The 26102-nt window shown below is 66.1% G+C and carries 29 protein-coding genes; 12 read left to right on the forward strand and 17 right to left on the reverse strand.

The features are described 5' to 3' along the window. Positions 1-1572: a nitrogenase iron-molybdenum cofactor biosynthesis protein NifE gene (gene nifE / locus CDO87_RS16485; RefSeq protein ID WP_100929786.1), complete on the reverse strand. Its 1572-nt coding sequence runs from the start codon at positions 1570-1572 to the stop codon at positions 1-3. 169 nt (positions 1573-1741) lie between these two features. Between nifE and CDO87_RS16490 the strand changes: the two genes are divergently transcribed. Then, the gene (locus CDO87_RS16490) at positions 1742-2074 is read left to right on the forward strand and encodes an antibiotic ABC transporter (protein ID WP_100929787.1); all 333 of its coding nucleotides are present in this window, start codon (positions 1742-1744) and stop codon (positions 2072-2074) included. Between the two features lie 118 nt (positions 2075-2192). On the opposite strand, the gene CDO87_RS16495 is transcribed toward CDO87_RS16490, so the two are convergent. From CDO87_RS16495 to CDO87_RS16525, 7 genes are read right to left on the reverse strand one after another with little or no spacing between them, the layout of a single operon-like run. Next, positions 2193-3338 (reverse strand): iron-containing alcohol dehydrogenase, encoded by a 1146-nt coding sequence (locus CDO87_RS16495; protein WP_100929788.1) that lies wholly within the window; start codon positions 3336-3338, stop codon positions 2193-2195. 58 nt (positions 3339-3396) lie between these two features. After that, positions 3397-4782, reverse strand: a complete 1386-nt coding sequence (locus CDO87_RS16500) for an aldehyde dehydrogenase family protein (protein WP_100929789.1) — start codon at positions 4780-4782, stop codon at positions 3397-3399. A 46-nt stretch (positions 4783-4828) separates the two neighbouring features. Beyond that, entirely contained in the window at positions 4829-6190 is a 1362-nt protein-coding gene (locus CDO87_RS16505; protein WP_100929790.1) for a glutamine synthetase family protein, read from the reverse strand. A 53-nt stretch (positions 6191-6243) separates the two neighbouring features. Continuing rightward, positions 6244-7284, reverse strand: coding sequence for a TRAP transporter substrate-binding protein (locus tag CDO87_RS16510; protein WP_100929791.1), 1041 nt, complete (start codon positions 7282-7284; stop codon positions 6244-6246). Between the two features lie 48 nt (positions 7285-7332). Beyond that, complete coding sequence (locus tag CDO87_RS16515) at positions 7333-8655, reverse strand: TRAP transporter large permease subunit (RefSeq protein WP_100929792.1); 1323 nt, start codon at positions 8653-8655, stop codon at positions 7333-7335. Beyond that, positions 8655-9251: a TRAP transporter small permease subunit gene (locus CDO87_RS16520; protein WP_100929793.1), complete on the reverse strand. Its 597-nt coding sequence runs from the start codon at positions 9249-9251 to the stop codon at positions 8655-8657. The genes CDO87_RS16515 and CDO87_RS16520 overlap by 1 nt, the downstream gene beginning before the upstream one ends. After that, entirely contained in the window at positions 9236-9985 is a 750-nt protein-coding gene (locus tag CDO87_RS16525; RefSeq protein WP_100929794.1) for an N-formylglutamate amidohydrolase, read from the reverse strand. Before CDO87_RS16525 ends, CDO87_RS16520 begins: the two co-directional genes overlap by 16 nt. 138 nt (positions 9986-10123) lie before the next feature. Between CDO87_RS16525 and CDO87_RS16530 the strand changes: the two genes are divergently transcribed. Beyond that, positions 10124-10999: a MurR/RpiR family transcriptional regulator gene (locus CDO87_RS16530; protein ID WP_100929795.1), complete on the forward strand. Its 876-nt coding sequence runs from the start codon at positions 10124-10126 to the stop codon at positions 10997-10999. A 124-nt stretch (positions 11000-11123) separates the two neighbouring features. On the opposite strand, the gene nifK is transcribed toward CDO87_RS16530, so the two are convergent. From nifK to nifH, 3 genes are all read right to left on the reverse strand, one after another. Next, entirely contained in the window at positions 11124-12662 is a 1539-nt protein-coding gene (nifK, locus tag CDO87_RS16535) for a nitrogenase molybdenum-iron protein subunit beta (protein WP_100929796.1), read from the reverse strand. Positions 12663-12853: 191 nt separating this feature from the next. Next, on the reverse strand, positions 12854-14356 hold the full coding sequence (gene nifD / locus CDO87_RS16540) for a nitrogenase molybdenum-iron protein alpha chain (protein WP_100929797.1): 1503 nt from the start codon (positions 14354-14356) through the stop codon (positions 12854-12856). 123 nt (positions 14357-14479) lie between these two features. Further along, a complete protein-coding gene (gene nifH / locus CDO87_RS16545; RefSeq protein ID WP_100929798.1) occupies positions 14480-15358 on the reverse strand; it encodes a nitrogenase iron protein in 879 nt (292 codons plus the stop codon). Between the two features lie 289 nt (positions 15359-15647). Here nifH and CDO87_RS16550 point away from each other — a divergent pair, with 289 nt between their 5' ends. From CDO87_RS16550 to CDO87_RS16560, 3 genes are read left to right on the forward strand one after another with little or no spacing between them, the layout of a single operon-like run. Then, on the forward strand, positions 15648-15995 hold the full coding sequence (locus CDO87_RS16550; RefSeq protein WP_100929799.1) for a helix-turn-helix transcriptional regulator: 348 nt from the start codon (positions 15648-15650) through the stop codon (positions 15993-15995). Continuing rightward, positions 15985-16503 carry an SRPBCC domain-containing protein gene (locus tag CDO87_RS16555; protein ID WP_100929800.1) on the forward strand — a complete coding sequence of 173 codons (519 nt, stop codon included), beginning with the start codon at positions 15985-15987 and terminating at the stop codon, positions 16501-16503. The genes CDO87_RS16550 and CDO87_RS16555 overlap by 11 nt, the downstream gene beginning before the upstream one ends. Then, positions 16500-16916 carry an SRPBCC family protein gene (locus tag CDO87_RS16560; RefSeq protein ID WP_100929801.1) on the forward strand — a complete coding sequence of 139 codons (417 nt, stop codon included), beginning with the start codon at positions 16500-16502 and terminating at the stop codon, positions 16914-16916. Before CDO87_RS16555 ends, CDO87_RS16560 begins: the two co-directional genes overlap by 4 nt. Before the next feature lie 333 nt (positions 16917-17249). Here the strand turns inward: CDO87_RS16560 and CDO87_RS16565 are convergent, their stop codons facing one another. From CDO87_RS16565 to CDO87_RS16590, 6 genes are all read right to left on the reverse strand, one after another. Next, on the reverse strand, positions 17250-17792 hold the full coding sequence (locus CDO87_RS16565) for a peroxiredoxin (RefSeq protein WP_100931004.1): 543 nt from the start codon (positions 17790-17792) through the stop codon (positions 17250-17252). A gap of 149 nt (positions 17793-17941) precedes the next feature. Further along, positions 17942-18313, reverse strand: coding sequence for a 2Fe-2S iron-sulfur cluster binding domain-containing protein (locus CDO87_RS16570; RefSeq protein WP_100929802.1), 372 nt, complete (start codon positions 18311-18313; stop codon positions 17942-17944). 70 nt (positions 18314-18383) lie between these two features. After that, the gene (locus CDO87_RS16575) at positions 18384-19460 is read right to left on the reverse strand and encodes an FAD:protein FMN transferase (protein WP_100929803.1); all 1077 of its coding nucleotides are present in this window, start codon (positions 19458-19460) and stop codon (positions 18384-18386) included. Next, on the reverse strand, positions 19460-19909 hold the full coding sequence (locus CDO87_RS16580) for a SoxR reducing system RseC family protein (RefSeq protein ID WP_100929804.1): 450 nt from the start codon (positions 19907-19909) through the stop codon (positions 19460-19462). Before CDO87_RS16580 ends, CDO87_RS16575 begins: the two co-directional genes overlap by 1 nt. A gap of 6 nt (positions 19910-19915) precedes the next feature. Beyond that, a complete protein-coding gene (locus CDO87_RS16585; protein WP_100929805.1) occupies positions 19916-20113 on the reverse strand; it encodes a 4Fe-4S binding protein in 198 nt (65 codons plus the stop codon). A 53-nt stretch (positions 20114-20166) separates the two neighbouring features. Then, positions 20167-20454, reverse strand: a complete 288-nt coding sequence (locus tag CDO87_RS16590) for a 2Fe-2S iron-sulfur cluster-binding protein (RefSeq protein ID WP_100929806.1) — start codon at positions 20452-20454, stop codon at positions 20167-20169. 285 nt (positions 20455-20739) lie between these two features. Between CDO87_RS16590 and rsxA the strand changes: the two genes are divergently transcribed. From rsxA to CDO87_RS16625, 7 genes are read left to right on the forward strand one after another with little or no spacing between them, the layout of a single operon-like run. Continuing rightward, positions 20740-21321 carry an electron transport complex subunit RsxA gene (gene rsxA, locus CDO87_RS16595; RefSeq protein ID WP_100929807.1) on the forward strand — a complete coding sequence of 194 codons (582 nt, stop codon included), beginning with the start codon at positions 20740-20742 and terminating at the stop codon, positions 21319-21321. A gap of 15 nt (positions 21322-21336) precedes the next feature. Further along, positions 21337-21885: an electron transport complex subunit RsxB gene (rsxB, locus tag CDO87_RS16600; RefSeq protein ID WP_100929808.1), complete on the forward strand. Its 549-nt coding sequence runs from the start codon at positions 21337-21339 to the stop codon at positions 21883-21885. Beyond that, positions 21882-23405, forward strand: coding sequence for an electron transport complex subunit RsxC (gene rsxC, locus CDO87_RS16605; protein WP_100929809.1), 1524 nt, complete (start codon positions 21882-21884; stop codon positions 23403-23405). The genes rsxB and rsxC overlap by 4 nt, the downstream gene beginning before the upstream one ends. Beyond that, positions 23402-24469, forward strand: a complete 1068-nt coding sequence (locus CDO87_RS16610) for an RnfABCDGE type electron transport complex subunit D (RefSeq protein WP_100929810.1) — start codon at positions 23402-23404, stop codon at positions 24467-24469. The genes rsxC and CDO87_RS16610 overlap by 4 nt, the downstream gene beginning before the upstream one ends. Then, entirely contained in the window at positions 24466-25128 is a 663-nt protein-coding gene (locus tag CDO87_RS16615; protein WP_100929811.1) for an RnfABCDGE type electron transport complex subunit G, read from the forward strand. Before CDO87_RS16610 ends, CDO87_RS16615 begins: the two co-directional genes overlap by 4 nt. Beyond that, positions 25125-25847, forward strand: a complete 723-nt coding sequence (locus CDO87_RS16620; protein ID WP_100929812.1) for an electron transport complex subunit E — start codon at positions 25125-25127, stop codon at positions 25845-25847. Before CDO87_RS16615 ends, CDO87_RS16620 begins: the two co-directional genes overlap by 4 nt. Beyond that, on the forward strand, positions 25844-26101 hold the full coding sequence (locus CDO87_RS16625) for an RnfH family protein (RefSeq protein ID WP_100929813.1): 258 nt from the start codon (positions 25844-25846) through the stop codon (positions 26099-26101). Before CDO87_RS16620 ends, CDO87_RS16625 begins: the two co-directional genes overlap by 4 nt. The last annotated feature ends 1 nt before the right edge of the window (position 26102 follow it).

The raw sequence follows: 26102 nt of genomic DNA on the forward strand, positions 1-26102 counted from the left end.
TCAGCAATCCTCGAAATCGGTGCGGCTGGAGGCGAAGTCCGTGACCGCTGGGCCGCCCGCGGCCGGCGGGGATGCAAACGGCGGCAGCGGGGGCACCAGGGTCACGGGTCTCGACGGACCGGCGGGAATGCCGGTCACGGGGCAGGGGCCTGCGGGCGCGGGCAGCGTGCGCCCGGCGGTCAGCGGCAGGTCCCAGGGCGCGGGCTCCCTCAGTTCGGCCCACATGGGGTTGTTCACCGCGCGGTCGATGGCGCGGACAAGATCTTCCATCCCCATGTAGCCGGCATAGGGTTCGTGCTTTTCCTGGTTCACGTCGACCCAGGGCATCCTGGCCTTCAGGGCCACGAACTGCGACCGCCCGCCCGACATCAGGATGTCGGCGCCCGCGTCCTTCAGCAGGCGGTACATGTCCTTCGGCGCCATGTTGTCGAACATGTGCTTGTCGTCGCCCATGATCTCGACGACGCGGCCCTTGTCATCCTCCGTGGCCTTGCGGACGGAGGTGCCGATGACCTCCATTCCCAGCTCCTGGAGTGCCGCGACCACCGACCACGACTTGTGCCCGCCGGTGTAAAGCAGCACCTTCCGGCCCTCGACGCGCGGGCGGTAGGGGGCGAGTCTCGCCCGGATGGCCGCCTCTTCCTCGGCGATCAGCGCCTCGCAACGGTCCCGCAGGCCGGGGTCCGCACCGCGTTCCACCAGTATCCGGCACATCTCCCGAAGCGAATCCGAAGTGTCGGAGATGCCGTAGAACGACCCTTCGAAGTAGGGGATGCCATAACGCTCCTCGAGCTTGCGGGCGACGTTGATGAGCGCCTTGGAACAGACCATCATCGTGACACGCGCGCGGTGCATCATCGCCACCTGCTTGTAACGCGCGTCGGCGGCGAGGGAGCCGAGGATGCGAATGCCCAGCCGGTCGAGCAGCGGCTTCACCTGCCACAGTTCGCCCGACAGGTTGTAGTCGCCGACGATGTTGATGTCGCAGGGCGTGGTCTCGGCGGGCTCCATCGTGCCGATCACGTGATCAAGCATCGCCTCGCCCGCCAGCTTGTTGCCGAGGTTCTTCGATCCCACGTAGCCCGGCGCGTTGACCGGAATGCAGGGCACGCCGAATTTCGCCGTCGCCGCCTTGCAGACCGCGTCGATGTCGTCGCCGATCAGCGCGGGCACGCAGGTCGCGTAGACGAAGACCGCCGGAGGGTTCTGGCTCTCGATCGTCTCGCGGATCGCGCGGAACAGCTTCTTCTCGCCGTAGCCCATGACGATATCCAGTTCCGTCATGTCCGTGGTCAGGCCGATCCGGTAAAGCTCGGACCCCGACGAGGCCGCGCCCCGGTTGTCCCAGCCGTTGCCCTCGCAGGCGAGGGGCGCATGCACCAGGTGCGCCACGTCGACGATGGGTTGCAGGACGATCTTCGCCCCGTCGAAGGCGCAGCCACCGGCGGCCGCGCCGGGCGTCAGCGGCTTGGCGCAGCCCTTCTTGCGCTGCTGCTCCGACTTGGAAACGTTGGTCCCGCAGGCCGGTTCGTCGAACACGTCCGCGATCCTGGATTTCAGTGCATCGGTCATGGCGCATCCCCTCTGCTTCGGGGAAACTCAAGCACGCGGTGTGCCAAGTGCCCCGCGCGCTGCCGCCTGGCACGTCACCCGACAAAATAAGCTGGCGAAAGACGACAATGTCGGGGAACTGACAGGCCGCGCCCGGGGTTTCCCAATGCAACGACAGGAGTGTCGAGAAATGTATCCAGACATGATGAAAGCCGCCGTCGAATGGCAGCGGGCCACGCTGGCGGGGGCGCGGGTGATGATCTCGGCCGGGACGGTGATCCAGGTGCGGGTCGCGCAGATGGCGATGGGCACGATGAAGCCGGTCGAAGCCACGCGCATGGTGTTCGAGAAGCCCTCGGCCTTCATGCGCGCCACCGAGGCCGCGATGCGCGCCGCGGCGGGGCAGAAGGGCTATGGCGCGGTGATGGAAGCGGCCCTCGCCCCGATCGAGGCCAGCGCCGGGGCGAACGCCCGCCGCCTGTCGCCCAAGACGCTCACCAAGGGCAAGCGCCGCCGGTCCTGATCCGTCAGGTCGCGCAAAGGCAATCGCAAAGGAAGAGGCCGCGGCACGATCCGTGCCACGGCCTCCGGGGAATGTGACCGGCGGGCGGGCTGCCGGGCACAGACGTCTCTCGCAGGCGTCAGAGCGCCGTGCGGAACAGCTCTTCGAGGTTTGCCTCGGTCAGTTCAACAGGGTTGCCGCCGCAGGACGGGTCGGTGATCGCACCCTTCACCAGCGCCGGAATCGCGTCTTCCGTCACGCCCAGGTCCGACAGGCGGCGCGGGATGCCGAGGCTGTCGTTCAGCTCCTGCACGAAGGCGCGGAACCCGTCAAAGCCGCCCTCGATCCCCAGATAGGCCGAGGCCATGTCGAACCGCTCGCGGATCGCACCGGCGTTAAAGTCCAGCACCGACGGCATGCAGACCGCGTTGGTCGTGCCGTGGTGGGTGTTGAAATGCGCGCCGATGGGGTGGCTCATGGCGTGGATCGCGCCGAGACCCTTCTGGAAGGCCGTCGCCCCCATCATGGCCGCCGACATCATCTGCGCCCGCGCCTCGAGGTCCTGGCCGTTCTGGTAGGCGCGCGGCAGGTAGTCCTTCACCAGCCGCATCCCCTCCAGCGCGATGCCCTGGCTCATCGGGTGGTAGAACGGGGAGGAGAACGCCTCCACGCAATGCGCAAACGCATCGAGGCCGGTCCCGGCGGTGATCATCGCGGGCATGCCCATGGTCAGCTCCGGATCGCAGATCACCACGGTCGGCAGCACCTTCGGGTGGAAGATGATCTTCTTCTCGTGCGTCTCGGAATTGGTGATGACGCTGGCGCGCCCCACTTCCGATCCGGTGCCGGCGGTGGTCGGCACGGCGACGATGGGCGCGATGGCCGCCGCGTCGGCGCGGGTCCACCAGTCGCCGATGTCCTCGAAATCCCAGACCGGGCGCGTCTGCCCGGCCATGAAGGCCACCATCTTGCCGAGGTCGAGCCCGGAGCCGCCGCCGAAGGCGATCACGCCGTCATGGCCGCCGTCGCGGTAGACCTTCACCCCGGCCTCGAGGTTCTTTTCGTTGGGGTTGGGGTCGACCTCCGCGAACAGCGCGCGGCCAAGGCCCGCCTGTTCCAGGACGTCGAGCGTCTGCGCCGTGATCGGCAGGTCGGCCAGCCCGCGGTCGGTGACCAGCAGCGGCCGGGTGATGCCCGCCTGCGCGCAGGCGCCGGGCAGTTCGCTGATGCGGCCTGCTCCGAACTTGATGGCGGTCGGGTAGGACCAGTTTCCGGTGAGACTCATGTGGTCACCTTCTCGATATATGCGTTGTTCAGGGGGGCGGCCAAAAGGCGCGCCGATGTCATGCGGTGCCGAGCCGCTTCAGGTGGTAGGACTTCGGCCGGGTCAGGTTGTGGTAGCCGATCACCGACAGGCCGCCGCCGCGCCCGGTCTGCTTGCAGCCGGTCCAGCACAGGCCGGGGTCGAGGTAGTCGGCGCGGTTCAGGAACACCGTCCCGGTCTCGATCCGGTCGCCCACCCGTTCGGCCCGCTCCAGATCGGAGGTCCAGAGCGATGCGGTCAGCCCGAAGTCGCTGTCGTTCATCAGGCGGATCGCTTCCTCGTCGTCCTTCACCTTCATGATGCCGACCACGGGGCCAAAGCTCTCGTCCCGCATCACCCGCATGTCGTGGGTCACGTTCGTCAGGATCTGCGGCGTCAGGTAGGCGGCGCCGTCGTCCTCCGCGAAGGTGTCGATATGGGCCACGGCCCCGGCGTCCAGCGCCTCGGCGATCTGGGCGCGCACCTCGGCGGCAAAGCGGACGTTGGCCATCGGGCCGATGGTCGTCTCCTTGTCGAGCGGATTGCCCAGCTTGTAGCCCTTCACCACCGCCACGGCCTTCTCGACGAAGGCATCGAACAGCGACTCGTGCACGTAGATCCGTTCGATCCCGCAGCAGCACTGGCCGGAGTTGAACATCGCGCCGTCGATCAGCGTGTCGACGGCCGCGTCCAGATCCGCGTCCTCCATGACATAGCCCGGGTCCTTGCCGCCCAGCTCAAGCCCGGTGCCGGTGAAGGTGCCCGCCGCCGCGCGCTCCATCGCCTTGCCGCCGCCGACGGAGCCGGTGAAGTTCACGAAGTCGAAGGCATTGGCCGCGATCAGGTCGGACGTGGTGTCATGGTCGAGGAAGACGTTCTGGAACACCTCTTCCGGCACGCCCGCCGCGTGGAAGGCCTTTGCCATGCGCTCGCCCACAAGCAGGGTCTGGGTGGCATGTTTCAGGATCACCGTGTTGCCCGCGATCAGCGCAGGCGCGACGGTGTTGATCGCCGTCATGTAGGGGTAGTTCCACGGCGCCACCACGAAGACGACCCCCAGCGGCACACGCTTGATATAGCGCTTGAAGGTCGCGTCCTCGCCGACCTCGATGGGCGCCAGCGCGGTCTCCGCGATACTGGCCATGTAAGAGGCGCGCTCGTTGAAGCCGCCGAACTCCCCGCCGAAGCGGACCGGGCGGCCCATCATGTGCGCCAGTTCCGGCACGATCTCGTCGTTCATCTCGCCCACGGCGGCGACACCGGCCATCACGAGACGGGTGCGCTCCTCAAGGGGGCGCGCCGCCCATGCGGCCTGCGCCGCACGGCCCTTGGCCGCCACGGACTTCGCCTCGTCCAGCGACAGCACCGGACGTTCCGCAAAGACGCTGCCGTCGATGGGCGAGATACATTTCAGGGTATTTGTCATTCCATCCTCTGGATCAGTTCGGGGGTCCCGGGGCGGGTCCGCCCGGTCACGACATCTCGAATCCGCGCGCGATCTCGTAGTCGGTCACGACGCGATTGAAATCCTCGATCTCCACTTCCGCCGCGCGGGCGTAGTGGATCACGACCTTGTCGCCGAAGGCCTCGCGCAGCATCTCCGACTGCAGCAGCTCGCGCCGCGCGTCCCGCAACGTGCCGGGCAGGCGCGAGGCGTTGCCGGAATAGGCGTCGCCGGTGTAGGCGGGTTCCAGTTCCAGCTTGTCCTCGATGCCCTTCAGGCCCGCCGCGAGCAGCGCCGCCATGGCGAGGTAGGGGTTCAGGTCCGACCCGCCGACGCGGCATTCGATGCGCACGGCCTTGGTCCCCTCGCCGCACAGGCGGAAGCCCGCGGTGCGGTTGTCGATGGACCAGATCACCCGCGTGGGGGCGAAGGTGCCGACCTGGAAGCGCTTGTAGCTGTTGATGTAGGGGGCGAGGAAATAGGTCACGTCGGGCGCGTACTTCAGCAGCCCCGCGACGTAGTGCTTCATCAGCCCCGACATTCCGAGGCTGTCCGCCTCGTCGAAGAAGGCGGGCGTGCCCCCCTCCCACAGCGACATGTGGACGTGGCTGGACGAGCCGACCTTGTCCTCGTGCCACTTGGCGATGAAGCTCGCCGCGTGGCCCTGCTGGTGGGCGATCTCCTTGATCGCGTGCTTGGCGATGGTGTGGTACTCCGCCGTGTCGAGCGCGGGGGCGTACTTGATGTTCAGCTCTTCCTGCCCGGTCTCCGCCTCGCCCTTGGAGTTCTCGACGGGGATGCCCGCCGCCCACAGGTGGTTGCGCACGGGGCGCAGCACGTGCTCCTCCCGCGTGGTGAGCATGATGTTGTAATCCTCGTTGTAGCCCGACAGCGTCTCCAGCGCGCGGAAGCCCGACTTGCGGATCTCCGGGTAGGACTTCTCGAAGAGGAAGAATTCCAGCTCGGTGGCCATCATCGGGGTGAAGCCCATGGCCTCCGCCCGTTTGACCTGCGCCTTCAGCATGGCGCGCGGGGTGTGGGGCACTTCCTCGTGGGTGTGGTGGTCGAGGATGTCGCACATCACCATCACCGTGCCTTCGAGCCAGGGCATCGGGCGCAGCGTCGAGAGGTCCGGCTTCATGACGTAGTCGCCATAGCCCTTTTCCCACGAGGTCGACTCGTAGCCTTCGGGGGTGGCCATCATGATGTCGGTGGCAAAGAGGTAGTTGCAGCAGTGCGTCTCTTCCCAGGCCGAGGCGACGAAGTGCCCGGCGTGGAAGCGTTTGCCCATCAGGCGGCCCTGCATGTCGACCGCGCACACCAGCACGGTGTCCACGAGGCCGCCGTCGACCTGTGCCTTGAGTTCATCGAAAGAGATAGGGCCGGGCATGTCGTCGTCCTTTCAGAGGCGCCCCGGCACGCATGCGCGCCGGGGCAGGGGTGTCACACGTTGTAGCGGTACGGACGGCCCGCCTTGGCCATGTCCGCGTTGTACTTCTTGAAGATCTCAACGACCTTCGCCTTGGTCTCCGACTCCGCCGCGATCTCGTCCCAGAACTTCTGGGCGGCCTGCTCGACCTGGTCCCATTCCGCGTCGGGGATGGAGGTCAGCTGCATCTTCTCGCCGTGGACGCGCAGGGACGCTTCGCCGCCCCAGTACCACCACTGGCGGTAGTAGTGCGACTGCTCCATGCAGGTGGTCAACAGGAGCTTCAGGTCTTCGGGCAGCTCTTCCCAGCGGCCCATGTTCGCGAAGAAGTGGCCGATCCACGCGCCCGAGATGTTGTTGGTCAGGAAGTAGTTGGTCACGTCGGCCCAGCCCACCGTGTAGTCCTCGGTGATGCCCGACCACGCGATGCCGTCCAGCTCGCCGGTCTGCACCGCGACCTCGATGTCCTCCCACGGCAGCGTCACCGGCACGACGCCGAACTGCGACAGGAAGCGGCCCGCGGTCGGGAAGGTGAAGACGCGCTTGCCCTCTAGGTCGGCAAGGCTGTTGATCGGGTCCTTGGTGGCAAAGTGGCAGGGGTCCCAGGACCCGGCCGAGATGTGCTTGACCCCGACCTTGGCGTATTCTTCCTTCCAGATCTCGTCGAGGCCGTACTGGTTGAACAGCACCGGCACGTCCAGAGAGTAGCGCGACCCGAAGGGGAAGTAGCCGCCGAACACCGTCACTTCGGTCGGCGAGGCCATGGAATCGTCGTCGGACTGCACCGCGTCGATGGTGCCGCGCTGCAGGGCGCGGAACAGCTCGCCCGTGGGCACCAGCTGGTCGGCAAAGTACAGCTCGATCTGCATCCGGTCGCCGGCGATCTTGTTGAAGGTGTCGATGGCGGGCTTGACCACGTGCTCGGCCAGCGCGGCACCGGCGTAGGTCTGCATCCGCCAGGTGATGGTCGACTGCGCCAGCGCGGGCGCGGCCAGCGGTGCGGCGGCAACGCCGACACCTGCGGTCTTCAGGAACTTTCTGCGTGAGGTCGTCATATCCAGTCTCCTTGTTGAAATGCGTCCCCTGTACGGGGCTTCTGAGGGTTATTTTCCGTAAACCAGGTCCGGCAGCCAGAGCGCGATCTGCGGGAAGGCCATCACCAGCGCCAGTGCACAGACCATGACCAGCGCGAAGGGAATGATCGAGCGGTAGATGTCGGTCAGCCCGATTTCCGGCGGCGCCATGGCCCGCATCAGGAACAGGTTATAGCCGAAGGGCGGGGTCATGTAGGCGATCTGCGTGGTGATCGTGTAAAGCACGCCGTACCAGATCAGGTCGAACCCCAGTTCGCCCACCAGCGGCACGTAAAGCGGCGCCACGATGACCAGCATTGCCGTGTCGTCGAGGAAGGTGCCCATCACGATGAACGACAGCTGCATCAGGATCAGGATCATCCAGGGGGAAAGGCCAAGCTGCTCGGTGAACAGGTTCTCGATGGCGCGCACCGCACCCAGCCCGTCGAAGATCGCGCCGAAGCCGAGTGCCGCGAGGATGATCCACATGAACATGCAGGAAATCGCCAGCGTCTGCCGGACGGAGGTCTCGAACACCTCGCGGGTCATCCGCCGCTTCAGCACCGCCGCGACAAAGGCCGCCAGTGCCCCGATGGCCGAACTTTCCACCAGCGAGGTCCAGCCCTTCACGAAGGGGAACATCATCACGAAGAAGATCACCAGCGGCAGGATGCCCGCCCGCAGCAGGCGCAGCTTCTCGGACATCGGCACGTCGCGCTCTTCCTTCGGCAGCACCGGGCCAAGCTCCGGCTGCAGGCGGCAGCGCACGTAGATGTAGATGATGAACAGCGTCGCCATCATCAGCCCCGGCATCACCCCCGCCAGCCAGAGCTGGCCCACCGGCTGCCGCGCGATCATCGCGTAAAGCACCAGAACGACGGAGGGCGGCACAAGGATGCCGAGGCTCGATCCGGCCTGTATGACCCCCGTCACCATGATCTTGTCGTAGCCCCGGCGCAGCAGTTCCGGCAGCGCGATGGTGGCGCCGATGGCCATGCCCGCGACGCTGAGGCCGTTCATGGCCGAGATCAGAACCATCAGGCCGATGGTGCCGATCGCCAGACCGCCGCGGACCGGCCCCATCCAGACGTGGAACATCTTGTAGAGGTCGTCGGCGATCTTCGATTCCGACAGCACGTAGCCCATGAAGATGAACATCGGCAGCGTCAGCAGCGGATACCACTTCATCAGCTTCATCGCGGCGGCAAAGGGCACGTCGACGCCCCCGGTGCCCCACAGCAGCAGCCCCGCCAGCGCACCCACGAAACCGATGGCGCCGAACACGCGCTGGCCGGTCATCAGCATCAGCATCATGCCGGCGAACATGGTGATCGCGATCATTTCATAGGACATCAGATCTCTACCCCGCGGATGCGGCCGATGTCCTTGATCAGCTCTGCAAGTGTCTGGAGAATCATCAGGAAGATGCCGAAGGCCAGCACCAGCTTGATCGGCCACAGCATCGGGCGCCACGCGGTCGAGGACCGTTCGAGAAAGCCCAGCTTTTCCGCCGCGCCGTCGATCCCGCCGGTGAGGAGCGCGCCGAAGAACTCCGCGAAGTAATCCAGCGGCTGCATCCCGAAGTAGCCCATGGAATAGGCCAGCGATCCCAGCGCGCCATAAAGCAGCACACCGAGGTAGAACATCAGGAACAGCACGGTGAAGGCGTCGACCCAGGCCTTCTGCCTCACCGACCAGTTGCCGTAGAACAGGTCCATGCGCACGTTCGATCCAAGCTGGATCGAGTAGGGCCCGCCGAGGATGTAGTAGGCCACCATGACGAACTGCGCCGTCTCCAGCGTCCAGAGCGAGGGCAGGAAGGCCACCTTCGACACCGAGGACCACAGCAGCACGCCGATCAGCGCAAAGATCAGGTACATGGCGACCCGGCCGATGGCGCGGTTCATCGCCTCGATGGCGCGGACGAAACCGATCAGGACGCGGGGCATGTGGCCTCCAGCGCCGGGGTCAGCATCGCCATGAGGTCGCGCGCCATGGCCCGGATGTCCTCGGGCGTGGTCAGCAGGTTGTTGCGCACCTCGATCATCACGTTGGGCAGGCCGCGGGGCAGGGCGTGCGCCTTCAGGGTATGGGTCACGCCGTCCTCCGGACCGTAGGGGCGGTTGCGGTGCACCACGCGGTCCTCCGGCGCATGCGCCAGCATCAGGTCCACCAGCCGCGCGTCGCTGTCGTGCAGGAGGCCGATCTCCGTGTCGCGCGGTGCACCGTGAAACACCGGGGTGAAGCTGTGCACCGTCACCACCGCGCGCGCCGCGTCGAGCCGGGCTTCGACGGCGGCGCGGAACGGGCGATAGACCGTCTCCACCCGCTCGGCCTTCTGCACATCGGTCAGACCGGCGTTGCCCGGCACGTCGAAGACCTCCGACCGCGCGGGCATCGCGCCCGGCGCCTCGGGCGGGCGGTTGCAGTCGTAGACCAGCCGCGACACCGTCCCCGCCACCAGCGGCGAATCGAGCTCGGCGGACAGCAGCGCCGCCAAGTCGCGCGCGCCCGGGTCCCAGGCCGCATGGCTGACCCGCGCCTCCGCCGTCAGGCCAAGGTCCCCGAACCGTGCCGGTATGGCCGCCGACGCATGCTCGCAGATCAGCAGGACGCCGCCGCGCCCCGCCCCGTTCACCACCTCGACCACGTTCAGACGGTCTTCGCCCGGCCCTTCGGACATCCTTTTCTCCCCTCTTTGAAGAAAACTCTCCACATCCGCGCAGCTTGTGTCAATATTTCTTCAAGGGCGGGCCGGGGATTTCCGGCGCGCCCCGCCACCGCAGCCCAATGCTGAAGCACACGCCCGGGGGAACCGACCTTGACGCAGCCCAACGCCACCGTCCGCGACCTGATCCGGGAGCATTACACCAGCCTGACCGCCTCCGAACGCAAGGCCGCCAACGCACTTCTGGAAAACTATCCGGCGGCGGGGCTCGCCTCGATCACCATCGTCGCGGCGGAAACCGGCACCTCCACCCCCACCATCGCCCGCATGGTGCAGAAACTGGGTTTCAAGGGCTTCCCGCAGTTCCACCAGGCGCTGCTGAAGGAACTGCAGGCCAAGGTTTCCGGCCCCACCGAACGCCGCGCCAACTGGGCGGCGGAGGCACCGGAATCGCACCTGCTCAACCGCTTCGCCAAGGCGGTAACGCAGAACATCCAGACCACCTTCTCCAACCTCTCCTCCGACAGCTTCGACGCCGCCGCCCATCTGCTGGCCGACAGCGGCCACACGCTGTTCATCGTCGGCGGCCGGATCACCCATGCGCTGGCCGACTACGCCTTCACCCACCTGCAGGCGGTGCGCCCGAAGGTGATCCACCTCACCTCCGCCTCGGCCAACTGGCCGCACTACCTGCTCGACATGGAAGAGGGCGACACGCTCCTGATGTTCGACATCCGGCGCTACGAATCGAACCTCCTGCGCCTCGCCGAACTGGCGCGCGCCAAGGGCGTGAACGTGGTCCTGCTCACCGACCAGTGGTCGAGCCCGATCGCCGACCTCGCCACGCAAAGCTTCAACTGCTGGGTGGAAATCCCCTCCGCCTGGGATTCGAACATCTCCACCATGATGCTGCTGGAGGCGCTGATCGCCGCCGCGCAGGAGGAGCGCTGGCCCGCCACCCGCGACCGCTTCGACCGGCTCGACAGCCTCTTCGAGCAGACCCGCCTGTTCCGCAAACCGGGCGGCTGACCCGCTTCATCCCGGCGCAAATGCCAAGGAGGTGCCGGCCGCTCCCGGCGAACTCCGCCACAATGGAAGCAACGAAAAACCGGCGGGGCTGCGCCCGCCGGTCCTTTGCTGCACGATATGCGTCTTACCGGGTCAGGTCGTAGGAATAATCCGTCTCGCCCGGCACGATGGTGTCGTCGTCGAGCTTGTCGAAGATCGTGTCGAGAAGCTTCACCAGCACCGTCAACGCGCCCTGGTAGCCCATGGTCGGGAAACGGTGGTGGTGGTGACGGTCGAAGATCGGGAAGGCCAGCCGGATCAGCGGCGTGCCGGTGTCCCGTTCGAGGTACTTGCCGTAGGAGTTGCCGATCAGCAGGTCGACCGGCTCGGTGTTCAGGAAGGACCGCATGTGCCACAGGTCCTTGCCCGCCCAGACCTGCCCCTGTTTCCCGAAGGGGGACGAGGCCAGCAGGGCCTCCATCTTCTTGGCCCATTTCTTGCCGCCGTTGGTGGCAAGGCAGTGCACCGGCTCGCCGCCCAGTTCCATCACGAAGCGGGTCATGCCGTAGACGAAGTCCGGATCGCCGTAGATCGCGAAGGTCTTGCCATGCAGCCAGGCCTGGCTGTCGGCGATGGCGTCGATCAGCCGTCCGCGCTCCATGCGGATCGCCTCCGGGATGTCCTTGCCGGTCAGCTCCTTGACCTTCATCAGGAACTCGTCGGTGCCCTGCACGCCCATCGGGTAGTTCAGCGCCACCGTCTGCTGGCCCTTCGCCGCAACGTATTCCAGCGTCTTCGGCGTGCAGTATTCCTGCATCGACACCGTGGCCTTCGCGTTCAGCGCCGCCTTCACGTCCTCGAGCTTCGTGCCGCCGTCATACATGCGGAACGCGCCATCCGACGGCGTGTCATAGACGTCCGACACGTCCGACAGGAAGGTGAAGTCGACACCCATCGCCTCCAGCAGCTTGCGGATCTCGCGGTTGTTGGCCACGGCGAAACCGTCGAAACCGGGGATCACGTTGATCCGGTCGGCCTCGACGCGGGTCCCGTCTTCCCAGAAGTGCTGCAGGATGCCTTTCTGCGCATTGTCATAGCCGTCCACGTGGGAGCCCACGAAGGCCGGCGTATGGGCGAAGGGCACGTCGAAGTCGTCCGGCACCGATCCCTTCTGCTTTGCCTGCTGGATGAAGGAGTTGAGGTCGTCGCCGATCACCTCGGCCATGCAGGTGGTCGAGACGGCGATCATCTTCGGATCGTACAGCGCCTTGGTGTTGGCAAGCCCGTCGACCATGTTGGTCAGCCCGCCGAAGACCGCCGCGTCCTCGGTCATCGAGGAGGACACGCAGGAGGACGGCTCCTTGAAGTGACGGCTCAGGTGCGAGCGGTAGTAGGCGACGCAGCCCTGCGAGCCGTGCACGAACGGCATGGTCCGCTCGTAGCCCTGGGCGGCAAACACGGCGCCCAGCGGCTGGCAGGCCTTTGCGGGGTTCACGGTCAGCGCCTCACGGGCGAGGTTCTTCTCGCGGTATTCCCAGGACTTGGTCCAGTCGCCGATTTCCTTGACCATCTCGTCGGGATGGCCGCATTCGAAGTTCACTTTCTTGTTGGCCAGCATCTCCTTGTACTCGGGCTGCTGGAAGAGCGGTGCGTGGTCGAGCACCTTGTCGCCGGACTGGGGCATGGATGTATTCCTTCTGTTGGCCGTCCGCATTCCGAGACGCGCCTGGTGTGGAAGAACAGTTCTGGAGATGGGGAGGGCGGCGTCCGCCCTCCGCAGGGTGGGACCTCTGGCCCCGCTGTCCGCGCCGCGACCCTCTGTCCGCCGGGCGGGTCATCGACCCGACGCGCCGGCCCGGGCCGCGGCGCCGCCCGTCACTCTGCCGCGATGGCCTGGGCTTCCCACGGTGCGTCGTACATGTTCCAGACCGGCGAGTTGATCGCCATGTCCATGTCGCGCGCGAAGATCGCGAAGCCGTCGTAGCCGTGGTAGGGGCCGGAATAGTCCCACGAGTGCATCTGGCGGAACGGGATGCCCATCTTCTGCACCGGGTACTTCTCCTTGATGCCGGACCCCACGAGGTCGGGGCGGATCTTCTCGATGAACTTCTCCAGCTCGTAGCCGGTCACGTCGTCGTAGATCAGCGTGCCTTCCTTCACGTAGTGGCCGGTGCGCTTGTAGTCGTCGTTGTGGCCGAACTCGTAACCCGTGCCGGCGATCACCATGCCGAGGTCGTCGTATGCGGTGACGACGTGGCGCGGACGCAGGCCGCCGACATAAAGCATGACCGACTTGCCCTCGAGACGCGGGCGGTACTTGGCGATGACCTCGTCCACCAGCGGCTGGTACTTGGCGATGACCTTCTCGGCGTTCTCCTGGATCGTCGCGTCAAAGTTCTTCGCGATGGCGCGGAGTGAGGCGGCGATCTGGGTCGGGCCGAAGAAGTTGTACTCCATCCAGCCGATGCCGTACTTCTCTTCCATGTAGCGGCAGATGTAGTTCATCGACCGGTAGCAGTGGATGAGGTTGAGCCTTGCCTTCGGCGCGCGTTCGATCTCGGCCAGGGTGGCGTCGCCGGACCAGTTGCCGACCACGTTGAGGCCCATCTCTTCCAGCAGGATGCGCGAGGCCCAGGCGTCGCCGCCGATGTTGTAGTCGCCGATGACGTTGACGTCGTAGGGTCCGGTCTCGTAGCCCGCACCGGCGCCTTCGCCCTTCTCGAACACCCAGTCGCGCACCGCGTCGTTGGCGATGTGGTGACCCAGCGACTGCGACACGCCGCGGAAACCCTCGCAACGCACCGGCACCATCGTCTTGCCGTGCTCCTTGTGCTTCTGGCGGGCGACGGCCTCGATGTCGTCGCCGATCAGGCCGATGGGACACTCGGACTGGATCGTGGTGCCGTTCGACAGCGGAAACAGCTCTTCGATCTCGTCGATCGTCTTGGCCAGCTTCTTGTCGCCGCCGAAGACGATGTCCTTCTCCTGGAAGTCGGTGGTGAACTGCATCGTCACGAACGAATCCACCCCGGTCTTGCCAATGTAGTAGTTGCGGCGCTGGGACCACGAGTACTGCCCGCAGCCGACAGGGCCGTGAGAGATGTGGACCATGTCCTTGACCGGCCCCCAGACCACGCCCTTCGATCCGGCATAGGCACAGCCGCGGATCGTCATGACGCCCGGAACGGACTTGATGTTGGATTTCTGGGTGTCGCACTTCGAGGCGATGCCGGTCGTCGCATCGGGTTCCTCGTCGCTCGCCTTCGACACCGTCAGGTGCTTGGCGCGGCGCTTCTTCGCCTTGTCCGGATAGGCTTCGAGGACTTCCTCGATCATTGCCTCGTAGTCTTCCGGCCCTGTTGCGTGATCCTTGGCCATCCTTTTGGCTCCTCTCACTGATCTTGGGACTGTTCGGGGTGGGCGGGGCAGGGTGGCCCGAAGGCCCACCCTACGTCATGTCGCAAAGGGGCGGCCGCCGTGGCACGCCGCCCCGCGGGGCGCTCAGACCGCCTCGGTGGCGGCGATGGCCGCGAGGCGCTCCTCCTCGGACTGCATGATGCCGAACTCCATCAGCATCTCTTCCAGCTCTTCCATGGTGATCGGAGTCGGGATCACGCCCTTGCCAGAGTTGCCGTGGATCTTGTTGGCAAGCTGGCGGTACTCTTCCGCCTGCTGGCTTTCGGGGGCGTACTGCAGCACCGTCTGGCGGCGCAGCTCGGCGTGCTGCACGATGTTGTCGCGCGGCACGAAGTGGATGAGCTTCGAGCCCAGCTTGGAGGCCATCGCCTCCGCCAGTTCCAGTTCCTTGTCGGTCTGGCGCTCGTTGCAGATAAGGCCGCCCAGGCGTACGCCGCCGGAGTTGGCGTACTTCAGGATGCCCTTGGCGATGTTGTTGGCGGCATAAAGCGCCATCATCTCGCCGGACATGACGATGTAGATTTCCTGTGCCTTGTTCTCGCGGATCGGCATGGCGAAACCGCCACAGACCACGTCGCCCAGAACGTCGTAGGACACGTAATCCACGTCATCGTAGGCGCCGTTCTCCTCGAGGAAGTTGATGGCGGTGATGACGCCGCGGCCGGCGCAGCCGACGCCCGGCTCGGGACCGCCGGACTCGACGCACTTGATGTCCTTGAAGCCGGTCTTCAGCACGTCTTCCAGCTCGAGATCCTCGACGGAGCCCATCTCGGCCGCGAGGTGCAGCACCGTGTCCTGCGCCTTGGAGTTCAGGATCAGGCGGGTGGAGTCGGCCTTGGGATCGCAGCCGACGATCAGGATCTTCTGTCCGAGTTCCACGAGGGCTGCGAGGGTGTTCTGCGAGGTGGTGGACTTGCCGATCCCCCCCTTGCCGTAAAAGGCAATCTGACGAAGTTCGCTCATGTCGAGTTTCCTTTGGTTGCTAATTCTCAATCGAGGACGAGACGGCGCGCGACCGCGCTCGGGGAAGGATCAGCAGGCTCTGTGCCAAGCCCCTTCAGCCGGGCGTCCATCCGGAAAATCCTTTGGGAACAATCCGCTGTGCAGGGCAGGTGCCAGCGCCCGACAAAGTGTCCGGTTTCACCCGCTGTCGGACAAAAGCCGACAAAGCGGCCCGGCGTGGCCTCGCCGCCGGGTCAGGCATCAAAACTTAGGTATTTACCTAACTAAAGAATCGAGGCAGGATAGCGGCATGAAACAGCAACCCGCTCCCCTCGATACGCTTTTCCACGCGCTCTCCGATCCGACCCGGCGCGCCGTGGTGCAAAGGCTGGGCCATGGGGCCGCGACGGTCAGCGAACTGGCCGGTCCCTTCGACATGGCCATGCCGTCCTTCCTGCAGCACGTGCGGCTGCTGGAAGACGCGGGCCTGATCCGCACCGAGAAGACCGGGCGCGTAAGGACCTGCACGCTGGAACCGGAACGGTTGGCTCTCATCGAGGATTGGTTCAACGCCCAGCGGGACGTCTGGAAAAGCCGCTACGACAAGCTCGACACCCTGCTGGCGACCCTCACGGAGGAGGACAAGAATGAAACCTGACCTGCGCTTTACCTTCCAGGCGGATATGCCCGCGCACCGCCTGACCATCACGCGCGACTTCGCGGCGCCGAAGGCGCTGGTCTGGCGCTGCCACTCGGAGGCGGACCTCCTCGACCGCTGGTTCGCGCCCGAGCCCTTCACCGCGCGCACCAAGTCCATGGATTTCTCCGATGGCGGGCACTGGCACTTCGCCATGGTCGACCCGGACGGCGCGGAGTTCTGGAACCGCTTCGACTACATCCGCATCGAGGCGCAGGACCGCTACACCTCCCGCGACGCCTTTTCCGACGCGGACGGTGCGGTGAACCCCGACATGCCGACCTCCGACTGGGAGGTGCGCTTCACCGGCGAGGGCGACCGCACCACCGTCAGAACGGTCATCGCCTACGCCTCCGAAAAGGATCTGCAGACGGTGATCGACATGGGGATGGAGGCGGGCTTGGCCAACTCGCTCACCCGCCTCGACACCCTGCTCGACGACCTCACGACCGAAAGGACCCCGACATGAGCTTCGAGAAAGTCACCATCTCCGCGCAGGTGGACGCGCCGCCCGAGACCGTCTGGACCGCCTGGACCACGCCGGACCACATCACCCGGTGGAACTTTGCCAGCGACGACTGGTGCTGCCCCTCGGCTTCCGTCGACCTGCGGCCCGGCGGCGCCTACCGCAGCCGGATGGAGGCGAAGGACGGCTCCTTCGGATTCGACTTCACGGCCACCTACCAGGAGGTCGTGCCGCAGGAGAAGGCCAGTTTCCTGATGGACGACGGACGGCTGGCAGAGACGACCTTCACCCCGGTCGACGGCGGCACGCAGGTGGTCACCGTCTTCGACGCGGAAACCCAGCACTCCGTCGAGATGCAGCGCGAGGGCTGGCAGGCGATCCTGAACAACTTCAAGGCCCACGCCGAAAGCCTCTGAGCCGGGGGCAGCATCAAAAAATGCCGGCGCTTCACGGAAACGTGAGCCGTCCCGGGCGCCGGTTTCGGGCCTTTCGGGCGGGAAGGGGCCGCAATGGACCGATCCGGGGCGAAACGCCCGATTCGCCCACGCCGCACTGCGGCAGGAAAGGTTAACAACCGGCCGGTTGAGGGTATCGAACCGGCCGGGACTCACCACAACAAACGGTTAACGCGGCGTGTTTAACGGGGCGGCCGCTGCGTTGATGACAGGGCTTTGGGGCCGGTTGTCTCGCGTACGCAGCAAAAAGCCCCGCCGGTCGGGCGGGGCTTTGTATTTGCCTCGGAAAGGCGCTTATTCTGCGGCCACGGCCTGCGTCAGGTGGGCCATCAGGTTCTCCGGGGAGGAGACGCCGTAGGGGTCGTCCGGGCAGTTGTCCATCAGGCCCGGCTCTTCGAACCATGCCTCGACCACGCCGTCGTTGACGATGGCCGCGTAACGCCAGGACCGTGCGCCAAAGCCCAGGTTGTCCTTGTGCACCAGCATGCCCATCCGGCGCGTGAACTCGCCCGAGCCGTCGGGAATAACCTTCACGTTCTCAATGCCTTGCGCCTTGGCCCACTGGTTCATGACAAAGCTGTCGTTGACCGAAAGGCAGTAGATCGCGTCGATCCCCTGCTCCTGGAAGGCGGCAAAGTTGTCCTCGAATCCCGGCAGCTGGTAGGTGGAGCACGTGGGCGTGAAGGCGCCCGGCAGGGAGAACAGGATCACCCGCTTGCCGCCGAAGTAGTCGGCGGTGGTCATGTCCTGCCAGCGGAAGGGGTTCGGGCCCTCGATGCTGTCGTCGCGCACGCGGGTGCGGAAGGTCACGTCGGGCAGTCTGGTTCCGGTCTTCATCATCTGTCTCCTGTCGCTGATGGGAGGTTTGGCCCTTGGGTGTCCTCTGTGCTGCGCCGCGTCAATCGTTGCGGGGCGCATGGCTGGTATGTCCCTCAAGCAATTGTATCGTCTGCTGAAAATTCGCGCCGCACTGCGGCGGCGTGCCTTCAGAAAGAGCCGCCGGGTGTGCCGGGGAACCGGACCGTCACGTTCTCGTCACGGGCGATGAACTGGCAGGCCAGCCGGAACCGCGGCGGCACGTCGTTGACTTCCGCATTCGCGATCTCCGCATCGGTGATCTTCTGCAGTTCCTTCAGGCGGGCCTTTTCCTTTTCGGTCAGCGCCATGCTCATCGCCGGTTTGGCATCCAGCGAGGTGACCTCGATCAGGCAGGACCCGCAGTTGCCGTCGCCGCAGTCGAAGGGAATCGGAATGGCGTTGTCCCTCGCCACGGCGAGAATAGTTTTCGTATTGCCTGCAACGGCATAGACGGTCTTGTCCCGGTGCATGATCGGGGACTGGAAGGTGATATTGGCCATGTGGGGCCCTTTCTGGGTGAAGTGGTTTGAACGGTGTGAAGGTCGTGGCAGGAAGTCTCGTGTCCGGGGTTCAGCAGTCGGGCGGGACGGGGGCGGGCAAGGTCACGATCTCCGGGGCAGGGGTGCCGCCGATCATCTCCAGCCGTGCGCCCATGGCGGGCGTCGCAAGCATCGAGCCGTCGTCAGCGATCATCAGCACCGCCGTGACGCCCATGTCCGCCGCCACCTGTGGCCAGTCCTTGCGCCCTGCGACCGACAGCGCCGTGGCTGCCGCATCGGCCCGCGTCCCGTTGTCGTCCAGCACCGAAACCGACACGACGCTCCGCACGGGCCACCCGTCGCGCGGATCGACAATATGCGCGAACCGCGTGCCGTCGTGTTCGAAAAAGCGTTCGTAATTGCCTGATGTATATAGGGTTTCCCCGGGCCGGAGTGAGACGGCGGCAACGGCGCCCCATTGGAACGGATCGCGGATCGCCACGCGCCAGGGGCGGTCTCCGTGGGTGCCGATCACGTTCACGTCGCCGCCGGAATTGAGCACCGCATTCTCCACGCCCATCGCCCTCAGACGGTCCGCCGAAAGGTCCATCGCGGCCCCCTTGGCATATCCTCCGAGGTCGAGCTGCACCGCCCGGTTGGCCGAGGACACGCGGCGACCGTCAATCTTCAGGTCGGCCATGCGCGGACGCGCGCTCACCAGCGCGTCCACCTGTGCCAGGTCGGGCAGCCCGCCCTCCGGCGGTGTGTCGGAATGAAATCCCCAGAGCGCGATCAGCCGCCCGATTGCCGGATCGAAGGTACCGTGGCTGAGGCACGACAACTCTGATCCCGCCCTCAGCACATCTGCCAATCTGTCGTCGACCTCGGCGGTGCGCCCCTCGGCCAATGCCGCGTTCAACGTGCCAAGGGCGCCCGGCTGCCATGCGTGCCACTCGGTGTGCATCGTCCGAAGGTCGTGCGACAGGGTTGAAAAGGCGCTCTCCGCGGTCTGGTGATCGACGCCGTAAAGCACGATTTCCACAAGTGTGCCAAAGACATAGAGCGTCGTGCGCGCCTCGCTCTCCGGTTCTGCGGCGCGCAGGGTGCCGAAGAGGGCCAGCGCGCTCAGCAAGGCGAGCCCCGGCAGGGAGAGGCGCGGCCCGCGCATCAGTTTCGAACCGCCGGGATCACGCGTTCGATGCGGATGTCATCCGTCAGGCGCCCCGTCCGTTCCGCTCGCCAGAGCGGCAGGAAGGAGACCGCCAGCACCGGGACCGCCAGCAGGGCCATCGGTCCGTCCGAAAGCCCCAGTGCCGAGAAAACCGCCACCGCAAGGACGAGAACGGCGGGCGGCAACAGGTAGGCCAGCCCCGCCGCGCCGAGGAAGGTCCCGGCGGGCATGGACACCACGACATCGTCCCCCGGTGCCACTTGGGCGTGGCTGTCCAGCTCCAGCCGCAGAAGGTCATCGCCCGCCATCTCTGCCAGCGCCCCGGCACCGCAATCGGCGCGAGCGGCGCAGGTGGTGCAGGCGGTCAGGCGCTTGGCTTCAAGCGCCACGCGTCCTTCCCCGACAGATGCCACCCGCAGGGTCCGGCGTATCATCCGGTCGTCCATGACCTGTCACTCCGCGGGGATGATGCAGCCGTCTTCCATGCAGACGGACAGGCATTGCGGCATGTCGTGGTCCGGCTCGCACTCCGTGCAGATGTCGGCCTTGATGAAGAAGACACCCTTTTGCGGGACAATGGCTCCGGTCGGACAGACGGGTTCGCAGTCGCCGCAGGACGTGCAGAGGTCAGAGACGATGAACATGGCCATGGGAGGTTTCCTTTCGTGGTTTCAGAGGGTTGAGCGTTCATCTCGGGACGGCGTCAGCCGGGGCGCACCTTGACGGTGCCGCCCAGCACCTGGCACTGGCAGGCGAGGCGGTCGTTGCGCCCGGCCATCGCCTCGCGCAGGACCTGTGCCTCCAGTGCCGAGGGTTCCGAGAGGTTCTCCGCTCCTTCCTCCACGTACGTCAGGCATGTGCCGCAATCGCCTTCGCGGCAGCCGTAGGTGATGCCGGCACCGATCTTTTCCGAGATCTCGATGATCCGGGTTCCGGCGGGGACGTTCACGGTGAGCGACACGTCGGTGAACGTAAGCTTGGCGTGTGGCATGGGGCGGGTCCTTGAGAACGGAAGAGGCTTGCGGTGCGGCCCGGTTTCCAGGTGTTCAGCAAGGTCGGTGCCAAGCGCGGACGGCCATAAAGGGACAGCGCAGGGCAGGCTTCCCGACACCGGCTGCCGGACAAATTGTCGGCTTTGGGACAACGGCGCCCGGGCCGGCCCCGCGGGCGCCCGTCCTTGCGGGGCAGGCCGGGTCTCGGGATGGCTTGGCACGCCCCTTGCTTGATCCCCTTCCGAACGCCCTGTCGGGCCATCCCGCGGAAAGGACCTCTGACCATGCAGGACCTCTTCATGAGCCTTCTGGGCACCGCCCTCGTGAACAACGTCGTGCTGGTGAAGTTCCTCGGTCTCTGCCCCTTCATGGGGGTGTCGAAACAGATCGACGCGGCGGTGGGCATGGGGCTCGCCACCACCTTCGTTCTGACGCTGGCCGCTGCCGCCAGCTGGGTCGTCGAGACGGCAATCCTGATCCCCATGCAACTGCAGTTCCTGCGCATACTGTCGTTCATCCTCGTGATCGCAGCGATCGTGCAGTTCACGGAAACGGTGATGCGCAAGCTGGCACCGGGGCTTTACCGGGCACTTGGGATCTACCTGCCCCTCATCACCACCAACTGCGCGGTGCTGGGAGTCGCCCTCCTGAACATCCAGGAGGGGCACGGGTTCGCGCAAAGCCTGCTGTACGGCTTCGGCTCCGCCCTCGGGTTCACCATCGTCCTCGTGATCTTTGCCGGAATGCGGGAGCGGCTGGCGGAGATGTCCGTGCCGCAGACCTTTGCCGGCCCGCCCATCGCCTTCATCTCTGCGGGCCTCCTGTCGATGGCCTTCCTCGGCTTTGCCGGGCTGGTTCCCAACTGAAAGGGGAGACTTCCGATGATCGCTGCCGCCGCTTCCATGTCCGCGCTTGGTCTCGGTTTCGGGCTGTTGCTGGGCGTGGCCGCCCGTCGCTTCCATGTCGAGACACCGCCCATCGTGGATGAAATCGAAAGCGTCCTTCCCGGCACCAACTGCGGGCAATGCGGTTTCCCGGGATGCCGGGGCGCTGCGGATGCCATCGCCGATGGCAGCGCGCGGGTGACGCTGTGTCCGCCGGGCGGGCGCGACGTCGCGGTGAAGCTGGCGGAGATCATGGGCGTGGACCTTGCCAGCGCGGGCGGGGTCGAAGAGGCCGTTCCCTTGGTGGCCTTCATCTTCGAGGATCATTGCACGGGCTGCACCAAGTGCTTCAAGCGCTGCCCGACCGACGCCATCGTCGGTGCGGCCAAACAGATCCACACCGTCGTCACCGACGCCTGCATCGGCTGCGATGCCTGTGTCGAAGTCTGCCCGACGCAGGCGATCATGCTGAGGTCGAAACCGCAGACCCTGCGCGGCTGGTACTGGTCGAAACCGGCATTGCCGAGCACGGAGGTCGCGGCATGAGCCTGAACCTCGGCTCCTTCCTGGCTCCTGCGACGCTGTTCTCCATCCGGGGCGGCGTGCATCCGGAGACGCGCAAGTACCTGACCGCGGACTGCGCGATCGAGACCATGCCGGTGCCGCCCCTGGTGCGCGTGCCGCTGCAGCAACATATCGGCGTGCAGGCGGAACCGGTTGTGGTGCGTGACGACTTCGTCCTGAAAGGACAATTGATCGGCAAGGCGCGCGGTCCTGTTTCGGCCAACGTGCATGCACCGACCTCCGGACGGGTGATCGCCGTGGGCCATTTCACCGCCCCGCATCCTTCGGGCCTTCCTGTGCCGACGATCACCATCCGGACCGACGGACAGGACACCTGGGGTGATCGCCTGCCGCGTCTGCGGCCGGAGGATGCAACGCCGGAAGAGATCGCCGCACGCGTGGCAGAGGCGGGCATCGTCGGCATGGGCGGAGCGACCTTCCCGGCGGCGGTCAAGCTGAACCTGCGCGACCGCTATCCGCTCAGGACGCTTATCATCAACGCTGCCGAATGCGAGCCGTACCTCACCTGCGATGACCGGCTGTTGCAGGAACATGGCGAGGAAATCGCGGACGGCGCGGGCATCATGGCGCGGGCGCTGGGGGTCGGAGAGATCGTCGTCGCCATCGAGGCCAACAAGCCGAAGGCCGTCGCCGCGATGCGCCGCCACAACCTCGGGCTCGGTCTGAAGCTGCGGGTAAAGGTTGTCCCGACGCAGTATCCGATGGGGTCGGAGAAGCACCTCGTAAAGGTTGTGACCGGTCTGGAAACGCCGGCCCGCGCGCTGACCGCAGAACTGGGCGTCGTCGTGCACAACGCCGCGACCGCGCAGGCCGTGCATCATGCGGTCCGCTACGGCGAGCCGCTGGTCAGCCGCGTGGTCACCGTCTCGGGCAAGGGTATCCGGCGGCCGGCGAATGTGCGCGTCCTGATCGGCACGCCGGTCGCCGATCTGCTTGAGCACTGTGGCGGGCTGGTGGAGGAGCCGGACCGACTTTTGCTGGGCGGACCGATGATGGGCATGCCCATCGCCAACCGCCGCGTGCCGCTGGTCAAGGGCACCAACGGGGTGCTCGCCCTCACAAGGGCAGAGACGCGCAAGGCCGACGTCATGCCCTGCATCCGCTGCGGCACCTGTGTGCAGGCCTGCCCCTGCGGTCTCACGCCGTTCGAAATGAATGCGAAGATCCAGGCGGACGACCTCGACGGTGCAGCCGGCGTGGGTCTGCTCGACTGCGTGTCCTGCGGGTGTTGTTCCTACATCTGCCCATCGAACATCCCGCTGGTGCAGGGGTTCAACTTTGCCAAGGGCAGGCTGGCGGAACGGACGGCCCGCAAGCATCAGCAGGAAGAAACCAAGCGCCTCGCTGCCGCCCGGACGGCCCGGGAGGACGCGATTGCCGAGAAGAAGCGGCAGGCCATGGCGAAACGCAAGGCCGAGATGGCGGCGAAGAAGGCGGCCGAGGCGGTGGCCACGTCATCCGAAGGGGAGCCGGCCAAATGAGCGTCATTCTCGCCAGCGCGCCGCATACGCACTCGATGTTCAACGTCGCGCGGACGATGGTGGCCGTGATGGTCTGTCTCGCTCCGGCCACGGCTTTCGGGCTCTACCATTTCGGTCTGCCGGCGATCTTCCTGTTCTGCGTGACCGTGGCATCCGCCTACCTGATCGAACTGGCATGCCTTTGGGTGGCGCGCAGACCCGTTGCCCGCTTTGCCAGGGACGGCTCGGCCCTGCTGACCGGCTGGCTCGTCGCGCTGACCCTGCCGCCATGGGCGCCGTGGTGGGTGGGGGTCACAGGCGCGTTCATCGCGGTGGTGATTGCCAAGCACATGTTCGGCGGGCTGGGGCAGAACCTCTTCAACCCGGCCATGGTCGCACGGGCCATGCTGCTGGTTGCGCTGCCGGTGCCGATGACGCAATGGGTCGCCCCCTTCGACGCGGCGCATGGCCCCGACCTCGCGCAGGCGCTGGCGGTCACTTTCGGCGGCACGCCGGTCTTCGACGCCATGAGCAGCGCTTCGCTTCTGGGGACGATGCAGAGCCAACTCGACGCCGGGCGGACGGTGCCGGAGATCATGGCCGAGGCTGGCGGGGCCTGGCCGCTCTTTACCGGGCGCATCCCCGGGTCGCTGGGCGAGACGTCGGCGCTGCTGCTTCTGGGTGGCGGACTGGCCCTTGTGCTGCTGCGGATCATCAACGTGGTGACACCTCTGGCGGTGCTGGGCTCCGTCGCGGTCTTGTCCGGCGTGGCCTGGCTTATCGACCCGTTGCACTTTGCGCCTCCGGCCGTGCACCTCGGCTCAGGCGCGCTGATGCTGTGCGCCTTCTTCATCGCGACGGACTACGTGACCTCGCCGGTCACGGCGATGGGCAAGGCGATCTATGGCGTCGGGATCGGCAGCCTGACCTTTGTCATCCGCACCTGGGGAGCCTTTCCGGAAGGCGTGGCCTTTGCCGTCCTGTTGATGAACGCCTGCACGCCCCTGATCGACACATACGTGCGGCCACGGATCTTCGGGCGTACCCGCAAGGGGGACCCCCTGCCGCTGGGAGACCGGTCATGAGTTGTCACGAGCCTGCTTCTCCCAAGGCCTCGCCCTCGGTATCGCGCGCGGGGGCTGCGCGTCCGGCGCTGATGCTGGGCACCTTCTCGCTCGCGACGGCGCTGATCCTTGGCCTGTCCGACGACCTGACCCGGCCGGCCATTGCGGCCCGCGCGACGGAGGATCTCAACGCTTCCCTGCTGCAGGTGCTGCCGCCTGAGGATCACGACAACGATCCCGGCACAACTGAGCGCATGGTCGAGGACGGGGTGGAAGGCACTGTCCCCGTCTATCTCGCCGTCGAGGGGCAGCAGGTTACCGGTGTCGCCTTCGAACTGACCGGCTACGGCTATGGCGGGGCAATCCGGGTGCTGCTCGGGATTGCGCCGGACGGGTCTGTGCTGGGCGTGCGTGTCCTGTCCCATGCCGAGACGCCGGGTCTGGGCGACAAAATCGAAGTGGCGAAGGACGGCTGGATCCTCGGGTTTGCGGGGCGTTCTCTGGCCGATCCGCTGCCTGACAAGTGGAAGGTGAAGCGGGACGGCGGTGTCTTCGACCAGTTCTCCGGCGCGACGATCACGCCGCGGGCCGTGGTCGCCACCGTGCACCGGGGGTTGGAGATGTTTGCCCGCCAGAGCGACGTGCTGCTTGCACCTCTGGACAAGGAGGCCGGGCAATGACCGACTACGCCAGGATCGCCCGCGACGGGCTCTGGAACAACAACGTCGTTTTCGGCCAGCTGCTTGCGCTCTGCCCGTTGTTGGCGGTCACCGGAACCGCGACCAACGGCCTGGGGATGGGTCTTGCGACGACCGCCGTGCTGGTGGTTTCGGGACTTGCCGTGTCGCTGCTGCGGTCGTTCATCCCGCCAGAGGTCCGCATCCCCGCCTTCGTTCTCATCATCGCCTGCATCGTGACCGTGGTGGACATGGCGCTGAACGCATGGGTGCACGATCTGCACAAGATCCTGGGTCTGTTTATTCCGCTGATCGTCACCAACTGCGCCATTCTGGGCCGGGCAGAGGCCTTTGCCTCCCGCAGGGCGCCGCTGGCGTCCTCGGTCGACGGGCTGATGATGGGCCTGGGTTTCACGCTGGCACTTGTCGGCCTGGGCGCCGTGAGGGAGATCCTCGGATCGGGGACGCTGTTCGCCAATGCAGCAGTCCTGCTGGGACCGCGTTTCGGGTTCCTCGAAACGACCGTGTTGCCCGGCTATGACGGTTTCCTGATCCTGATCCTGCCGCCCGGCGGCTTCATCGTGCTGGGCGTCCTGCTGGCCTTGAAAGGCCGTATAGATCGTCGCGCACAGGCGCCGGCCCGGGCCCGTTCGCTCGACGCGACAGCGCGCGAGTTCATCGCCGCCGGCGTGCTGACCCCACCGGAAGGAGAACAGCGATGAACGTGGGCGTGGCCTATGCAAAGCCGACCGCGCAGATCTGGCGCAACATCGACGTGCCGGAGGGCGCGACGGTGCGCGACGTGATCGAGCGCTCCGGCCTGCTGGAGCAGTTCCCCGAGATCGACCTCGGGGTCAATCGGGTGGGCATCTTCGGCGCGGTGGCGAAGCTCGACAAACCCGTGGCGGAGGGGGACCGGGTGGAGATCTACCGGCCGATCCATCCCGACGCCGAACTTCTTGAAAAGCGGACATGAC

The organism is Sagittula sp. P11, assembly GCF_002814095.1.
Lineage (GTDB): Bacteria > Pseudomonadota > Alphaproteobacteria > Rhodobacterales > Rhodobacteraceae > Sagittula.

What these genes read in the sequence shown, in the direction of transcription:
- nifE (WP_100929786.1), bottom strand. Translation starts at nt 1,572, where the DNA reads ATGACCGATGCACTGAAATCCAGGATCGCGGACGTGTTCGACGAACCG.
- CDO87_RS16490 (WP_100929787.1), top strand. Translation starts at nt 1,742, where the DNA reads ATGTATCCAGACATGATGAAAGCCGCCGTCGAATGGCAGCGGGCCACG.
- CDO87_RS16495 (WP_100929788.1), bottom strand. Translation starts at nt 3,338, where the DNA reads ATGAGTCTCACCGGAAACTGGTCCTACCCGACCGCCATCAAGTTCGGA.
- CDO87_RS16500 (WP_100929789.1), bottom strand. Translation starts at nt 4,782, where the DNA reads ATGACAAATACCCTGAAATGTATCTCGCCCATCGACGGCAGCGTCTTT.
- CDO87_RS16505 (WP_100929790.1), bottom strand. Translation starts at nt 6,190, where the DNA reads ATGCCCGGCCCTATCTCTTTCGATGAACTCAAGGCACAGGTCGACGGC.
- CDO87_RS16510 (WP_100929791.1), bottom strand. Translation starts at nt 7,284, where the DNA reads ATGACGACCTCACGCAGAAAGTTCCTGAAGACCGCAGGTGTCGGCGTT.
- CDO87_RS16515 (WP_100929792.1), bottom strand. Translation starts at nt 8,655, where the DNA reads ATGTCCTATGAAATGATCGCGATCACCATGTTCGCCGGCATGATGCTG.
- CDO87_RS16520 (WP_100929793.1), bottom strand. Translation starts at nt 9,251, where the DNA reads ATGCCCCGCGTCCTGATCGGTTTCGTCCGCGCCATCGAGGCGATGAAC.
- CDO87_RS16525 (WP_100929794.1), bottom strand. Translation starts at nt 9,985, where the DNA reads ATGTCCGAAGGGCCGGGCGAAGACCGTCTGAACGTGGTCGAGGTGGTG.
- nifK (WP_100929796.1), bottom strand. Translation starts at nt 12,662, where the DNA reads ATGCCCCAGTCCGGCGACAAGGTGCTCGACCACGCACCGCTCTTCCAG.
- nifD (WP_100929797.1), bottom strand. Translation starts at nt 14,356, where the DNA reads ATGGCCAAGGATCACGCAACAGGGCCGGAAGACTACGAGGCAATGATC.
- nifH (WP_100929798.1), bottom strand. Translation starts at nt 15,358, where the DNA reads ATGAGCGAACTTCGTCAGATTGCCTTTTACGGCAAGGGGGGGATCGGC.
- CDO87_RS16550 (WP_100929799.1), top strand. Translation starts at nt 15,648, where the DNA reads ATGAAACAGCAACCCGCTCCCCTCGATACGCTTTTCCACGCGCTCTCC.
- CDO87_RS16555 (WP_100929800.1), top strand. Translation starts at nt 15,985, where the DNA reads ATGAAACCTGACCTGCGCTTTACCTTCCAGGCGGATATGCCCGCGCAC.
- CDO87_RS16560 (WP_100929801.1), top strand. Translation starts at nt 16,500, where the DNA reads ATGAGCTTCGAGAAAGTCACCATCTCCGCGCAGGTGGACGCGCCGCCC.
- CDO87_RS16565 (WP_100931004.1), bottom strand. Translation starts at nt 17,792, where the DNA reads ATGAAGACCGGAACCAGACTGCCCGACGTGACCTTCCGCACCCGCGTG.
- CDO87_RS16570 (WP_100929802.1), bottom strand. Translation starts at nt 18,313, where the DNA reads ATGGCCAATATCACCTTCCAGTCCCCGATCATGCACCGGGACAAGACC.
- CDO87_RS16575 (WP_100929803.1), bottom strand. Translation starts at nt 19,460, where the DNA reads ATGCGCGGGCCGCGCCTCTCCCTGCCGGGGCTCGCCTTGCTGAGCGCG.
- CDO87_RS16580 (WP_100929804.1), bottom strand. Translation starts at nt 19,909, where the DNA reads ATGGACGACCGGATGATACGCCGGACCCTGCGGGTGGCATCTGTCGGG.
- CDO87_RS16585 (WP_100929805.1), bottom strand. Translation starts at nt 20,113, where the DNA reads ATGGCCATGTTCATCGTCTCTGACCTCTGCACGTCCTGCGGCGACTGC.
- CDO87_RS16590 (WP_100929806.1), bottom strand. Translation starts at nt 20,454, where the DNA reads ATGCCACACGCCAAGCTTACGTTCACCGACGTGTCGCTCACCGTGAAC.
- rsxA (WP_100929807.1), top strand. Translation starts at nt 20,740, where the DNA reads ATGCAGGACCTCTTCATGAGCCTTCTGGGCACCGCCCTCGTGAACAAC.
- rsxB (WP_100929808.1), top strand. Translation starts at nt 21,337, where the DNA reads ATGATCGCTGCCGCCGCTTCCATGTCCGCGCTTGGTCTCGGTTTCGGG.
- rsxC (WP_100929809.1), top strand. Translation starts at nt 21,882, where the DNA reads ATGAGCCTGAACCTCGGCTCCTTCCTGGCTCCTGCGACGCTGTTCTCC.
- CDO87_RS16610 (WP_100929810.1), top strand. Translation starts at nt 23,402, where the DNA reads ATGAGCGTCATTCTCGCCAGCGCGCCGCATACGCACTCGATGTTCAAC.
- CDO87_RS16615 (WP_100929811.1), top strand. Translation starts at nt 24,466, where the DNA reads ATGAGTTGTCACGAGCCTGCTTCTCCCAAGGCCTCGCCCTCGGTATCG.
- CDO87_RS16620 (WP_100929812.1), top strand. Translation starts at nt 25,125, where the DNA reads ATGACCGACTACGCCAGGATCGCCCGCGACGGGCTCTGGAACAACAAC.
- CDO87_RS16625 (WP_100929813.1), top strand. Translation starts at nt 25,844, where the DNA reads ATGAACGTGGGCGTGGCCTATGCAAAGCCGACCGCGCAGATCTGGCGC.